This window comes from Primorskyibacter flagellatus, from assembly GCF_900176485.1.
GTDB lineage: Bacteria > Pseudomonadota > Alphaproteobacteria > Rhodobacterales > Rhodobacteraceae > Primorskyibacter > Primorskyibacter flagellatus.
In genome coordinates, this window is sequence record NZ_FWYD01000003.1 from 365,528 (window position 1) to 378,900 (window position 13,373).

Consider the following 13,373-nt stretch of genomic DNA (forward strand, 5'->3'; position numbering starts at 1 on the left):
GCACCGCTTAACACGCGGTTACCGTGCCGCAAAGCTGCTCCGGCGTCAGAGGGACCAAATGGCTCATATCGATTACTTCTTCACCACGCTTTCGCCCTATTCCTATCTTGCAGGCTTGCGTCTGGAAGAGGTGGCGCAAAAACATGGGGCGACCATCACCTACAAACCGTTCGACCTGATCACGGCGTTCGGGCGGACGGGTGGCACGCCGCCGATGCAGCGGCACGTTTCGCGTCAGGAGTGGCGGGTACAGGAGATCGTTCGTCAGGCCAGGAAACTGGGCATGCCGCTGAACATCAAACCTGCGCATTGGCCAACCAATGCCGCGCTTTCCGGCTATGCCATCATCGCGGCGCAGAATGCGGGTGGTGGTGATCTGGGGGCATTGGTGCATTCGTTCCTGCGCGCCTGTTGGGCAGAGGACCGTGACATCGCACAGGATGACGTGATCCGCGACTGTCTGGAAAAAGCCGGGTTTGCTCCGTCGCTCGCCGATGAGGGGTTGCTGACCGGGGCGGAAACCTATGCGGCCAACCTTGAAGAGGCGGTGAGCCGTGGCGTGTTTGGCGCGCCGTTCTACATCACCGATACCGACCAGCGTTTCTGGGGGCAGGACCGGATTGGTGATCTGGACCTGCATCTGGCGGGGAAGCTTTAGCTTTCAGGCGTTTTCTTCTGACCGACCTTGGGTTCTGTCCCGGCGCGCAGCCGGACGATGTTGGCGCTGTGACGCAGAAACACCAGCCCGGTCAGGATGAGTGCCAGCACAAATATGCGGAACGGGCCAAGGATCAAGACCCACAGAGCGGTGCTTGCCGCGGCGGTCAAAGCGCCTGCTGAGGATATGCGCGTCGCGGCGAAAGCGGCGGCCCATGTCGCACAGCAGGCCAGCCCCACAGGCCAAGCCAGCGCCAGCATCAAGCCTAGGAATGTCGCAACGCCCTTTCCGCCGCGAAAGCCCAGCCACACTGGCCAGCAATGACCGACAAAGGCAGCAAGCCCTGCGATCTGCGCCGCATCGTCACCCGCCAGCAAGCGGGCGATCAGCACCGCAACCGCGCCTTTCGCGCCATCCAGCAGCAATGTCGCAAGCGCCGCGCCCTTGTTGCCGGTGCGCAGCACGTTGGTCGCGCCGATGTTGCCAGAGCCGATTTCGCGCAGATTGCCAAGGTTCATGGCGCGGGTGATGACCATGCCAAACGGCACAGACCCCAGAAGATAGCCGATGATCGCCCAAACCATTAGAATCGCGGATGAATGTTCGATGACTGGCATCACTCTCTCCCGTAGACCTGTTGGCCGCTTACATAGGTTGCCAGAATCCGACCTTGCATCCTTTGGCCGTCAAAGGGCGTGTTGCGCGACTTGGATCGCAACGTGTAGCGGTCCATGATGAATGGTGTGTCGGGGTCGAAAACAACCAGATCGGCAGGCGCGCCCTTGCTCAGTCGACCACAGGGCAGCCCCAACCGTTTTGCCGGGTTTAGCGACAGCGCGCGGAACAGTGCGGGCAGGTCAAGGTGACCTGCATGGACAAGGCGCAGCGCGGCAGGCAGCAGCGTTTCCAACCCGACCGCGCCAGAAGCAGCCTCTTCATAAGGCAGGCGTTTGCTTTCTTCGTCCTGAGGGGTGTGCATAGAACTCAGCGTATCAATCAGGCCGGATGCCAGCGCCTCGACCACGGCCAGCCGGTCATCTTCAGACCGCAATGGCGGCTTCAGCTTGAAGAAGGTACGGTAGTCGGCCACGTCCAACTCGTTCAGCGTCAGATGGTGAATCGACGCGCCGGCGGTGATGTCCAACCCATTTTTCCGCGCCCGATCCAGGGCGGGCAGGGCGCGGGCGGTGGTGATCTGGTCGGCGTGATAGCGCGCCCCGGTCATTTCCAGCAGGGCAATATCACGGTCCATCCCCATACGCTCGGCCATCGGTGAAACCGCTGGCAACCCGCGCAGTGACGCGAATTTGCCGGATGTCACCGCAGCACCTGCGGATAGTGTTGGTTCCTGCGGGTGGCCCACGACAAGCGCCCCAAGGCTGCGCGCATAGGTCAACGCCCGCGACAGCACCTTGGTGTCGCGCACCACATGGTCACAATCGGAAAACGCCACCGCACCCGCATCCAGCAGGAACCCGATTTCGGTCATTTCGCGGCCCTGACGGCCTTTGGTCAGCGCGGCCATCGGCAGGACGTGGACGGGCGCGGCCTCGTTGGCGCGGCGGCGGATGAATTCCAGCGTCTCGGGCGTGTCGATCGCGGGCAGCGTGTCTGGCCGGGTGATGATCGTGGTCACACCGCCCGCCGCAGCCGCCAATCCGGCAGAGCCAAAGCTTTCCTTGTGGCGTTCGCCCGGTTCGCAGACCTTCACACCCAGATCGACAATGCCGGGTGCGAGGCATTTTCCACCGCAGTCGAGGGTCTGCGCGGCGCGCGCCTTGGCACCCTCGATTTCGGAAACATCGGTCAGGACGGCGCTGATTTTTGCCCCGTCGAGCAGCACGGCACCAAGGCAGTCTGTCCCGGCTTCCGGATCAATCAGCCGGGCATTGCACAGAAGTGTTGTCATATTCAGCACCCCATCCGTGAAATTGGCTGACCCGCATGCAGATCCGCAGTCATTCGCCAGCCCCTGAGAAGCCCAGCACAATGGCGACGAGCACGGCAACCGCCATCAGCACAAGTGTGAGCTTCAAGACCATCGGCAGGGCGGGTTTGACCGGTTCGGCGGCCTCGTCGGCGGTGACCTGACCCACAGCGGATTCGACATGAAGTTGCTCCATCGTTCCACGGGCCGCTTCCTGACGAAGCGTCGCGACCCATCTCAGCGGTGCGCGGGGTTCGATCGCCACCGCTGTGCCGGCGAATGCCTTGGAACTGACGATCAGCACGCTGTCGCGGATCGCGCCCAGACGGGCACGCAGCGGTGCGACCTCGGCCTCGGCGATGCCATAGCCTTCGGTCAGCAATCCGCCAAGACCCACTTCGTCAAGGTCGTCCGGATCGACCACATCCATGTAGCTGCGATCCATGCCGGTAAATGGTTCGCCTTCGGACGTGGGGTTGAGCGCCGTTATCGGCCCCCATGTTCCTTCGCTATCATCCAGAAAGGTCTGTCGCTGCCCGTCGTCCGGCAGGTCGATCAGGAATACGCGGACAACCTCTGCCTCATGCGCGGGAATGTCGAAACGGTCACTCATGCCATTACCTCTTGCGGGGTGGCGCGCAGATTGCGGGCCAGTATGTCCATTGCGGCCATGCGCACCGCGACGCCCATTTCGACCTGTTCCTGAATGACCGAACGGTTGATATCGTCGGCGATGGTGCCGTCAATCTCGACCCCGCGATTCATCGGGCCCGGATGCATGACAATAGCGTCCGGTTTGGCATGGGCCAGTTTTTGGGCGTCCAGCCCGTAGCGGTGGTAATATTCGCGCTCCGACGGGATAAATCCGCCATCCATGCGCTCTTTCTGAAGGCGTAGCATCATCACGACGTCGACGTCTTGCAGGCCTTCGGCCATGTCCTGATAGACCTCTACACCGAACTCCGCGATGCCTGACGGCATCAGCGTGGGCGGGCCGATCAGCTTAACCCGGTTTTCCATCTTGCCCAGCAGCAGAATGTTTGACCGTGCAACGCGGCTATGGGCAATATCGCCGCAGATGGCCACGCTCAGCCGGTGCAACCGGCCCTTGGCGCGCCGGATGGTCAGCGCGTCCAACAGCGCTTGTGTCGGGTGTTCATGACGTCCGTCACCCGCATTCAGAACCGCGCAGTTGACCTTTTGCGCCAGCAGATCCACCGCGCCCGAATGCGGATGGCGCACCACCAGAAGGTCGGGATGCATGGCGTTCAGCGTCAGCGCCGTGTCGATCAGCGTTTCGCCCTTCTTGATGGACGACGCCTGCATGGACATGTTCATCACATCTGCGCCAAGCCGCATCCCCGCCAGCTCAAAACTCGCCTGCGTCCGGGTGGAATTTTCGAAGAACATGTTGATCTGGGTCAGACCCGTCAGCGCGTCGCCATGTTTTGCGTGGCCGCGATTAAGGTCGACATACCGCTCTGCCAAGTCGAGGATCATGGTGATCTCATGCGGGGCGAGCGGTTCTATTCCCAGGAGATGCTTGTGTGAAAAGCGCATGGGCGGGCTCCCTGCCGTAACTGTGGCGCTTATAGGAAGTGGGGCACCGGGCGGCAAGGGCTGCATCGGGCAGGTGCCGCACCTTCCCCCCGCGCGAACACGGCAGTAGGGTGAGCGCATGGATTCGGCGATGGATTGGCATAGAGCGCGGGCACTGCTGGAATGGCAGGTCGAACTGGGCGCGACAGACGCGGTGGGCGACACGCCGGTCAACCGCTATGAGGTTGCCGCGACCCCAAAGGCTGAGGTTGCGAAGCCAGGCGTTGCCGCAGGCCCCGTGGGCGTTCCGGCGACACCGCGGGTTGACGCTGTGGCAGAAGCGCGATCTGCCGCAGGCGCTGCCGATAGCCTGGACGCGTTGTGCGCAGCCATGGACGCGTTCCCGCATTGCGAGCTGAAACTGGGCGCGCGCCAGCTGGTGTTTTCAGACGGGGTCCCCGGCGCACGGGTGATGATCGTCGGGGAGTCACCCGGGCGCGATGAAGATTTGCAGGGCAAACCTTTTGTCGGACGGGCCGGACAGTTGTTGGATAGGATGGTGGGCGCAATCGGCTTGGACCGTGGCGCTGCTCAGGTCGCAGACGCGGTTTATATCACCAACGTCATCCCGTGGCGGCCACCGCGCAATCGAGACCCGGAGGCCGAAGAGATTGCGATGATGCTACCGTTTCTGGAGCGGCACATCGCGCTGGCGCAACCCCAGGTTCTGGTCGCGGTGGGCAATATCTCGTGTCAGGCACTGCTGGGACGGCGTGGCATTACCCGCTTGCGGGGGGGCTGGGCCGAGGCATTCGGCAAACCGGTAATGCCGATGTTTCATCCCGCTTACCTGTTGCGCAACCCGGCTGCCAAACGCGAGACATGGGCGGACCTGCTAGAGGTGAATGCTCGGCTGAAGGGGCGGACATGAGCAAGATTGACGAAGACAAACCATTTGTGCCGGTGCGAATCGCCGTGCTGACCGTCAGCGACAGCAGGGCGCTTGCCGACGACAGCTCCGGCGACGCCTTGGTGGCGCGGATTGAAGCGGCCGGGCACGCTTTGGCCTACCGTAAGATCATCCGCGATGAGCGGGACGCGATTGCCGCACAATTGCGTGAGTGGTGCGCTGATCCGGAGGTGGATGTCGTAATTTCGACCGGTGGTACGGGGTTGACGGGACGCGACGTGACTGTGGAGGCGCATCGCGACGTCTATGAAAAAGAGATCGAGGCGTTCGGGACCGTGTTCACCATCGTCTCGATGAAGAAGATCGGGACGAGTGCCGTGCAAAGCCGCGCCACGGGAGGCGTCGCACAGGGCACCTATCTTTTCGCCCTGCCGGGGAGCCCGGGGGCCTGCAAGGATGCTTGGGACGAGATCCTGGTATTCCAGCTCGATTATCGTCACCGGCCCTGCAACTTTGTCGAGATCATGCCCCGCTTGGATGAACATCTGCGGCGGAAGTAGCTTTAGGCTGCCCCGGATGATCTGGTGAGAACAGCATTTTCCAGTTGAGAGATGGGGAACGAGGGGCCAGCCCCTCGCGCTCCCCGCAGTATTTGTGCCGATGAGAATGGGCAATGAGCATGTCGTGGCAGAATTACGATAGAAAAACGCCGTGGTCCGGAGACTTTGTGACGGAAATGCCTGGTTGACGCGTAACAGTCTTGTGGCTTGGCATGGTATCCGGGCCGGGTAGACTTGGGCAGTGGTGGCGCAGCCATCCGTTTGGAGTATGTGGCGGCGATGCGATTTCTGAGAAAAAGCCTGACTGGCTTGTTCCTACTGGCTTTGACACTGGGGTTTTTGGTCTATGCAGGTCAGACCGTGCGTGAGGCGGTCGAGGATCGTTTAGGACGCGCGCCGCGCGCGGTTGAGGCGCGGGAGCGGATTTTTGCGGTAAATGTGCTTGTGGCGGAAGAGGAAACGCTTTCGCCTGTTCTGCAATCCTATGGCGAGGTGCAGAGCCGTCGGACTTTGGAAATACGGGCTGCTGCCAGCGGGGCGCTTCTCGAACTGGACCCAGCCTTTGTCGAGGGCGGGCGTGTCGAGGCCGGGCAATTGCTGGCGCGGATTGATCCCGCAGATGCGCAGGCGGCGGTCGATCGGGTCAAGAGCGATATTCTGGATGCCGAGGCCGAAGGGCGCGAGGCGGCACGAGCGTTGGTTCTGGCGCGTGACGAACAGGCCGCTGCCGAAGAGCAGGTAGAACTGCGCAACCGTGCTGCTGCGCGACAACAGGATCTGGTGGAGCGTGGGGTTGGCACGGCCGCGGCAGTGGAAGAGGCCGAGCTAACAGCCTCGTCTGCGCGGCAGGCGGTGTTGGCGCGACGCCAGGCGGTGGCGCAGGCCGAGGCCCGCGTTGATCAGGCAGCTACCACTTTGGCGCGCACCGAGATCGCCCTGGCGGAGGCCGAGCGGCGGCTGGCAGATACCGAAGTGCGGGCCGGGTTCTCAGGGATGTTAAGCGCCGTCAGCGTCGTCGAAGGGCGACTTGTCTCGACCAATGAACAGGTGGCTGAGTTGCTTGATCCAGACGCGTTGGAGGTGGCATTCCGGGTTTCGACGCAGCAATACGCGCGCCTGTTGGACGATGCGGGCCGTTTGCGGGATGCGCCTGTGACAGTGACGCTGGACCTTTTCGGTACAAACCTGACGGCGCAGGGCATGCTGAACCGGGAGGGGGCGTCCGTGGGCGAGGGACAGACCGGCCGGTTGCTGTTTGCGCGTCTGGAGGAGGCTGCCGGTTTCAAACCCGGCGATTTTGTCACAGTCGAAATTGTCGAGCCGCCGCTGGAACGCATCGCGCGCCTTCCTGCCTCGGCCCTGAATGCCGGGTCGGAAGTGCTGGTTCTGGATCAGGACGCGAGGTTGACGAGCCTGCCGGTCAGTTTGCTGCGGCGTCAGGGCGACGAGGTGCTGGTGCGGGGCGAAGGGCTGGCTGGACGCAGCGTTGTGGCAGAACGGACACCTTTGCTGGGGGCCGGGATCAAGGTGCGGGCGCTACAGCCGGGCGGTGTGACCCCTCCCGCAGAGCCGGAACTGCTGGAATTGACCGAAGATCGACGGGCGCGGCTGGTGGCCTTTGTCGAGGCCAACAAACGGATGCCTGCCGAAGCCAAGGCGCAGCTTTTGTCGCTGCTTGAAGAGACCAGAGTGCCCGCCGCAACGGTGCAGCGCCTTGAATCGCGGATCGGAGGATAGGGCGTATGCGAGCCATTCCAGACGGTGCCGGTGGTATCCTGTCCTATTTCACCCGCCACCGGACCATGGCGAACCTGCTGTTGGTGTTGCTGATTGCGGCAGGCTTGATGGCATTGCCACGCATGCGGGCGCAGTTCTTCCCGGATGTGATTCTTGATAGTGTCTCGGTCTCTGTTCGCTGGGACGGGGCCGGCGCGTCCGATGTGGACGGGGCCATCGTGCAGGTTCTGGAACCTGCTCTGATGGCGGTTGAGGGGGTCGAGAGCAGTGACTCCACCTCGCGGGAAGGATCCGCCAGCGTCCGGCTGGAGTTTGAACCCGGTTGGGACATGAGCCGGGCGGCTGACGATGTGCAGTCTGCGGTAGATGCCGTCAGCACGCTGCCCGAGGATGCAGAAGACCCCGAAGTGCGTCGCGGCACATGGCGCGACAGGGTCACCGATCTGGTGATCACCGGGCCTGTGGGCGTCGATCAGCTGGGTAGGTTCGCGGATGAGCTGGTCGCGCGGCTGTTCACCGAAGGCGTAACCCGGACGACGATTCGCGGTCTGGCGGCGCCCGAGACGGTGATCGAAGTGCCAAGCTCCCACCTGATCGTCCATGATGTGACAATGGCCGAGATTGCCGCGGCAATTGCCGAAGAGGTTGATGCAGACCCGGCCGGCGATGTGGGCGGTGCCAATGCGCGGGTGCGCACCGGGGTGGAAAAACGCTCGGCCGATCAGATCGCGGACATCGTCTTGCGGTCAAATCCCGGCGGGTCGAACCTGACCGTCGGGGATGTGGCGCTGATCCGCGTAGAGGGGATCGACCGGCAACGCAGCTATTTCGTGGGTGAAAATCCAGCCCTCTCCGTGCGCGTTGATCGGTCCGACAAGGGGGATGCGATCGGCATCCAGCGCAGTGTTGAAGCGGTGGCGCGCGACATGCAGGCAACCCTGCCAGCAGGTGTCAGCATCGACCTGATCCGCACCCGTGCCGAGGCGATCACGGGGCGCTTGAAAATACTGCTCTACAATGGCGCGACGGGCTTGGGCCTTGTGCTGCTGTTGCTGTTCTTGTTCCTGAACGCGCGGACCGCATTTTGGGTGGCACTGGGCATTCCCACTTCGATGTTGGCGGCGATTGCACTGATGTTCCTGTTCGGGATTACGATCAACATGATCTCGCTGTTCGCGCTGATCATCACACTGGGCATCGTGGTGGACGACGCGATTGTCGTGGGCGAACATGCCGACCATCTGTCACGCCAGAACATGACATCGGTTGAGGCGGCTGAAACTGCCGCGCGCCGGATGGCGCTGCCGGTGTTTTCGGCCACGCTGACCACCGTGATTGCCTTTTTCGGGCTGGTGGCGGTGGGCGGGCGCTTTGGCGATCTGATCTCTGACATTCCGTTTACGGTGATTGTTGTGCTGCTGGCGTCACTGGTGGAATGTTTTCTGATCCTGCCCAACCATATGAGCCACGCTCTGGCGCATTCCGCCAAAGAGCATTGGTATGACCTGCCTTCACGGGTGGTAAACCGGGGTTTTCGCTGGGTGCGTGAAAACCTGTTCCGGCAACTGATCGCAGGTGTCGTCAAGGCCCGCTATGTGGTGTTTGCGATGACGATTGCGCTGCTGGCGAGCCAGGTGGCCGATTTGGTGCGCGGCGATGTGCAATGGCGGTTTTTCAACTCGCCCGAGCAGGCCTCTGTCACCGGCAATTTTGCCATGGCACCTGGGGCGACGCGCGCCGACACGCTGGAAATGATGCGCGAGATGCAGCGCGCGACCGAGGCATTGGCCAAAGATTACGAGGAGCGTTACGGTCTTAACCCATTGGATTATGTCATCGCAGAGATTGGTGGGAATGCCGGGCGCGGATTGTCTGGCACCGACACAAAAGATGCCGATCAACTGGGCGGCATTTCCATTGAACTGATCGAGTCTGACTTGCGCCCCTATTCGTCCTTCGCCTTTGTCGGAGAACTTCAGGACGCCGTACAAATGCACCCGCTGGCCGAGACGGTCAGCTTTCGCGGCGGGCGGTCCGGGCCGGGCGGTGATGCATTGGATGTGCAGTTTTCCGGTGCCAGCGCAGAGACGCTGAAACAGGCCTCTGAGGCGCTGAAATCGGCGCTGCTGCAATTCCCCGAAGTTTCGGCAGTCGAGGACAATCTGGCCTATGACAAGGAAGAGCTGGTCCTAGAGCTAACGGCACAGGGGCAGGCGCTTGGCTTTACCATTGACGGGTTGGGCCGCGTGCTGCGCAACCGTCTGGGCGGGATCGAGGCCGCGACCTATCCGGACGGGCCGCGCAGTGCGGCGATCCGGGTGGAACTGCCGGATGGTGAATTGACGGCGGATTTTCTGGAGCGCACCCGGATGCGCACGCCTGCGGGTGAATATGTACCGCTTGCCGATATTGTCAGTGTGACGCGCAGCACGGGATTTTCCACCGTAAGGCGCGAGAATGGCGTGCGGCTGATCTCGGTCACCGGCGACATATCCGAGGATGATCCCGCGCGCGCGGAAGAGATCAGTCTGTTGCTGGAGCAGGACATCCTGCCCAGGATTGCGGCGGAACAGCAGGTTGAATGGCATCTGTCCGGCCTGTCCGAACAGGAAGACCGGTTCCTGAATGATGCGCGGACCGGGCTGATTCTTGTGCTGTTGGGCATCTATGTCGTGCTGGCCTGGGTTTTTGCCAGTTGGACCCGGCCACTGGTGGTCATGGCGATCATACCATTTGGCCTTGTCGGTACGATTTACGGCCATGCGTTATGGGATGTGCCGCTAAGCATGTTCTCGGTCGTGGGTCTGCTGGGGATGACAGGTATCATCATCAACGATTCCATCGTGCTGGTGACGACGATTGACGAATACGCCGAAGATCGTGGCCTAGTGCCCTCGATCATTGACGGCGCGGCGGACAGATTGCGCCCGGTGATGCTGACCACGGCGACGACCGTGCTGGGACTGGCGCCGTTGCTTTATGAACGCTCTGCCGATGCGCAATTTCTGAAACCCACGGTGATCACGCTGGTCTACGGGCTAGGGTTCGGCATGCTGCTGGTGCTTTTGGTCGTGCCCTCGCTGATCGCGATGCAGCATGACGTGTCGCGGCAAATGGCGGCGCTGAAGACCGCGCTGCGCTTTCGCCGCTCGGCCGTGCGGCTTGGAATGGGCGCGGCGCTGCTGGCTGTGCTTTGTTGGCTGATGGCGACGCTGGGATATGTCGTGCTGACCGGCGCGTTGCTGCCCATGTTTCTTGCCGCGCTGCCGCTTCTTGCAGGAATTGCACCGCTGACGGCGGCCCTTGCGCTGTTTGTCGCAGGCAGCGCCGCATTGGTGCTGTCGATCTATGTGCTAAGCGGCGTTGTCTGGATACTGTCTCGCCCAGACCGCAGACGGGTTGTTTGACTGGAATCGGCAGCGACTGTGCGGATCAGGGCGCGGGGCAGCCCTGTATGTCCACCGCCCTCTTGCTGCCAAGCACCGTGATCCGGATGCCGTCTCGTTTCAGGGCAAAGGCCTTGCCGTCCACATGCATGATTTCAGTGCGCGCAACCAAAGTACCTGCCTGCCGTTCGGATTGCGCCTCGGCCACCCAGAGATAGGGGTTGGCGGTCTCTACCACTGCAACCTCGGTTCCTCCGGCGCGGGGCATATCGATGCGCGCGGTTACGGTTAGACCATCACGGGACGGTGCAAGTTCGCAACTCACACGGCCCACGCCAGCCTCCGCCGAGGTCAGCGGCACATTCGCCATCGCGGCTGAAATGCGCGGGTCGGGGCGTGCGTTCTTGGCGGACAGATCGGCGCGAAAGCGCAGCTCTTCCGGGATGCAGATGTCCTTGCAGATGCCGATCTGGACGCGGCCATTCAGGGCAATGTCATCGCTTGTCGTGGAAATGCGCAGGGGCAAGATTACCTCTTTGGCGTAGCCGATGGACTGCATCCCCTGCTGATCAAAGACATGCGGCACCGGCCACATGACTTGAACACCGGACACGCCTTGCGAGCCTTGCCAACCAAAGACCGGCGGAATGCCCGCATCGCCCGGCGCGCGCCAGTAGGTTTTCCACCCCGGCGACATGACCAGCCGAAGGGCGGCGATGTGATCGCCAGAGGCCAATCGCCAACCCGGCAACAGTTCTGCCCGGATCGGCGAGGACGAGCTTGCGGCCTGCAAGGCGGTGCCAAGAAGGCCAAAGCTCAGTACCGCGGCGGTTATCATGTGACGTATCATTCATCCGAGATGGGCCATGCTGCCTGAAATGCCAAGTCACTTTCCGGCGAGGCGCATATGAGCGCAGCCCTTGAACCTGCGGATGCGCGGGGCCATTGTCAGAAGGCACCAACCGGGGAGTGCTGACCGAAATGACCGAAACCACCGACCTTACCGGCAAGCTGTTGATCGCCATGCCGGGCATGGGCGACCCGAGGTTTGACCACTCAGTCGTGTTTCTGTGCGCGCATTCCGATGAGGGCGCGATGGGGTTGATCCTGAACAAGCCGACGCCAGATGTCACGATGGAGGCCCTGCTGGATCAATTGTCGATCGAGACATCGGGCGATCACATGAAACAGCCTGTGCGTTTCGGTGGTCCGGTGGAGCAGGGACGCGGCTTTGTCCTGCATTCGGACGAATACGAATCCGTGGTCTCGACGCTGAAGGTTCCCGGTGGTTTTGCAATGACCGCGACCTTGGATATTCTCGAAGATATCGGCTCCGGGAAGGGGCCAGAGCGTCAATTGATGCTGCTGGGCTATGCCGGATGGGGGCCGGGGCAGCTTGAATCCGAGATTGTCGAGAATGGCTGGCTGACCTGCGACGCATCCAACGCATTGGTTTTTGACATACCCGATGCGGACAAATGGGAAGCGGCGCTGGAGACTTTGGGTGTGGCTGCGCTGGCACTGTCCCCGGATGCCGGGCGGGCATAGGCAGGCTTCAGCCATGCCGTTGCCTGCCGTCGCGAGGGTGTCGCCTTTGGCGCGTTCGCTGACCGCAGCGATGAATTTCGACACCAAGAAACGCAGGCGATCGCGCGGCTTCGTTCAGGCAAAACCGGTCAGTCGCGTGGCGCGGCGGCGCGGCTCAGACGATCGTTGATTGCCGCGCCCAGCCCGTGCATGGGGATTGGCGAAACGGCGATGGGCCGACCGGTTGCATCAAGAGTGTGGAGGTGGCCAAAAAGATTGGCCGCAGCCTCTGTCAGATCACCCGAGGGCGAAAGATTCAGATCGGCCGCCACCTTGCCGAATCCCAGCGTTGCTTCGCCTTCGCGCCAATCGGCCGCGTTTAGCCTGACCGTCTCGGCAGGCGCATAATGTGAACGAAGCTGTCCGGGGGCAGAGATCGCCTCGGATCCGTCGCGGATTGCAAGCGGGTGACCGAGCGCCTGTTCCAGCGCCTCGGCCGGAATGCCACCCGGTCGTAATAGGCGTGGCGTACCTGATGCCTCAACTATGGTCGATTCGACCCCGACGGGGCACGGCCCACCATCAAGAATCGCCGCGACCCGCGTGCCAAGGCTTTGCGCCACATGGTCGGGGGTGGTCGGGCTGATCTGGCCGGAACGATTGGCGGAAGGGGCCGCAACCGGGCCGCCAAATTCGCGGAGCAGCGCTTGCGCCAACGGATGGGCGGGGACGCGCACCGCAACGGTGGCCAGCCCGGCAGAGACCAGCGGTGCGATGCCGCTGTCGGCGCGCAGTGGAAGTACAAGCGTCAGCGCGCCTGGCCAGAAAGCCGAGGCGAGTATCTCGGCGGTTCGCGTCCACTGCACATAGGCGCGGGCGGCATCCACATCCGGTACATGCACGATCAGCGGATTGAAGCTCGGTCGGCCCTTCGCCTCAAAAATGCGCGCGACGGCGCGATCATTTCGCGCATCGGCCCCAAGCCCGTAGACGGTTTCCGTAGGCAGAGCGACCAGCGCGCCTTGCCGCAACAGCCTTGCTGCCTCGGTGATGCCAGACTGATCGGCGGAAAGACGCGATGGATGGGACATGGTTTGTGACGCCGCGTTTCGGGTTGATGCTGCCGCGC

The 13,373-nt window shown here is 62.4% G+C and carries 12 protein-coding genes; 6 read left to right on the top strand and 6 right to left on the bottom strand.

Going from position 1 to position 13,373, the window contains the following annotated elements; all coding sequences use genetic code 11:
• Positions 1-58 precede the first annotated feature (58 nt).
• The gene (locus B8991_RS07210) at positions 59-658 is read left to right on the top strand and encodes a 2-hydroxychromene-2-carboxylate isomerase (protein WP_084351850.1); all 600 of its coding nucleotides are present in this window, start codon (positions 59-61) and stop codon (positions 656-658) included.
• Here the strand turns inward: B8991_RS07210 and plsY are convergent.
• The 4 genes from plsY to B8991_RS07230 are packed head-to-tail and all read right to left on the bottom strand — an operon-like array spanning position 655 to position 4,145.
• Positions 655-1,275, bottom strand: coding sequence for a glycerol-3-phosphate 1-O-acyltransferase PlsY (gene plsY, locus B8991_RS07215; RefSeq protein ID WP_084351852.1), 621 nt, complete (start codon positions 1,273-1,275; stop codon positions 655-657). The genes B8991_RS07210 and plsY overlap by 4 nt on opposite strands.
• Entirely contained in the window at positions 1,275-2,567 is a 1,293-nt protein-coding gene (pyrC, locus tag B8991_RS07220) for a dihydroorotase (RefSeq protein WP_084351854.1), read from the bottom strand. Before pyrC ends, plsY begins: the two co-directional genes overlap by 1 nt.
• Before the next feature lie 49 nt (positions 2,568-2,616).
• Positions 2,617-3,198, bottom strand: coding sequence for a hypothetical protein (locus B8991_RS07225; RefSeq protein WP_084351856.1), 582 nt, complete (start codon positions 3,196-3,198; stop codon positions 2,617-2,619).
• Positions 3,195-4,145, bottom strand: a complete 951-nt coding sequence (locus B8991_RS07230; RefSeq protein ID WP_084351858.1) for an aspartate carbamoyltransferase catalytic subunit — start codon at positions 4,143-4,145, stop codon at positions 3,195-3,197. Before B8991_RS07230 ends, B8991_RS07225 begins: the two co-directional genes overlap by 4 nt.
• A gap of 118 nt (positions 4,146-4,263) precedes the next feature.
• On the opposite strand from B8991_RS07230, the gene B8991_RS07235 reads away from it, so the two are divergent.
• The 4 genes from B8991_RS07235 to B8991_RS07250 all read left to right on the top strand — a co-directional run bounded on the left by B8991_RS07235 (position 4,264) and on the right by B8991_RS07250 (position 10,738).
• Entirely contained in the window at positions 4,264-5,055 is a 792-nt protein-coding gene (locus B8991_RS07235; protein WP_084351860.1) for a uracil-DNA glycosylase, read from the top strand.
• Positions 5,052-5,594 carry a molybdenum cofactor biosynthesis protein B gene (gene moaB / locus B8991_RS07240; RefSeq protein ID WP_084351862.1) on the top strand — a complete coding sequence of 181 codons (543 nt, stop codon included), beginning with the start codon at positions 5,052-5,054 and terminating at the stop codon, positions 5,592-5,594. The genes B8991_RS07235 and moaB overlap by 4 nt, the downstream gene beginning before the upstream one ends.
• A gap of 279 nt (positions 5,595-5,873) precedes the next feature.
• Positions 5,874-7,331, top strand: coding sequence for an efflux RND transporter periplasmic adaptor subunit (locus tag B8991_RS07245; RefSeq protein WP_084351864.1), 1,458 nt, complete (start codon positions 5,874-5,876; stop codon positions 7,329-7,331).
• A gap of 5 nt (positions 7,332-7,336) precedes the next feature.
• A complete protein-coding gene (locus B8991_RS07250; RefSeq protein ID WP_084351866.1) occupies positions 7,337-10,738 on the top strand; it encodes an efflux RND transporter permease subunit in 3,402 nt (1,133 codons plus the stop codon).
• A gap of 25 nt (positions 10,739-10,763) precedes the next feature.
• Here B8991_RS07250 and B8991_RS07255 read toward each other — a convergent pair whose 3' ends face one another.
• Positions 10,764-11,555, bottom strand: a complete 792-nt coding sequence (locus B8991_RS07255; RefSeq protein ID WP_143514512.1) for a protein-disulfide reductase DsbD domain-containing protein — start codon at positions 11,553-11,555, stop codon at positions 10,764-10,766.
• A gap of 143 nt (positions 11,556-11,698) precedes the next feature.
• Between B8991_RS07255 and B8991_RS07260 the strand changes: the two genes are divergently transcribed.
• On the top strand, positions 11,699-12,265 hold the full coding sequence (locus B8991_RS07260; RefSeq protein ID WP_084352239.1) for a YqgE/AlgH family protein: 567 nt from the start codon (positions 11,699-11,701) through the stop codon (positions 12,263-12,265).
• Between the two features lie 128 nt (positions 12,266-12,393).
• Here B8991_RS07260 and B8991_RS07265 read toward each other — a convergent pair whose 3' ends face one another.
• Complete coding sequence (locus tag B8991_RS07265; protein ID WP_084351870.1) at positions 12,394-13,335, bottom strand: L-threonylcarbamoyladenylate synthase; 942 nt, start codon at positions 13,333-13,335, stop codon at positions 12,394-12,396.
• Positions 13,336-13,373 lie beyond the last annotated feature (38 nt).

Coding starts and splice junctions, on each gene's coding strand:
- B8991_RS07210 (WP_084351850.1), top strand. CDS start 59: ATGGCTCATATCGATTACTTCTTCACCACGCTTTCGCCCTATTCCTAT.
- plsY (WP_084351852.1), bottom strand. CDS start 1,275: ATGCCAGTCATCGAACATTCATCCGCGATTCTAATGGTTTGGGCGATC.
- pyrC (WP_084351854.1), bottom strand. CDS start 2,567: ATGACAACACTTCTGTGCAATGCCCGGCTGATTGATCCGGAAGCCGGG.
- B8991_RS07225 (WP_084351856.1), bottom strand. CDS start 3,198: ATGAGTGACCGTTTCGACATTCCCGCGCATGAGGCAGAGGTTGTCCGC.
- B8991_RS07230 (WP_084351858.1), bottom strand. CDS start 4,145: ATGCGCTTTTCACACAAGCATCTCCTGGGAATAGAACCGCTCGCCCCG.
- B8991_RS07235 (WP_084351860.1), top strand. CDS start 4,264: ATGGATTCGGCGATGGATTGGCATAGAGCGCGGGCACTGCTGGAATGG.
- moaB (WP_084351862.1), top strand. CDS start 5,052: ATGAGCAAGATTGACGAAGACAAACCATTTGTGCCGGTGCGAATCGCC.
- B8991_RS07245 (WP_084351864.1), top strand. CDS start 5,874: ATGCGATTTCTGAGAAAAAGCCTGACTGGCTTGTTCCTACTGGCTTTG.
- B8991_RS07250 (WP_084351866.1), top strand. CDS start 7,337: ATGCGAGCCATTCCAGACGGTGCCGGTGGTATCCTGTCCTATTTCACC.
- B8991_RS07255 (WP_143514512.1), bottom strand. CDS start 11,555: ATGATAACCGCCGCGGTACTGAGCTTTGGCCTTCTTGGCACCGCCTTG.
- B8991_RS07260 (WP_084352239.1), top strand. CDS start 11,699: ATGACCGAAACCACCGACCTTACCGGCAAGCTGTTGATCGCCATGCCG.
- B8991_RS07265 (WP_084351870.1), bottom strand. CDS start 13,335: ATGTCCCATCCATCGCGTCTTTCCGCCGATCAGTCTGGCATCACCGAG.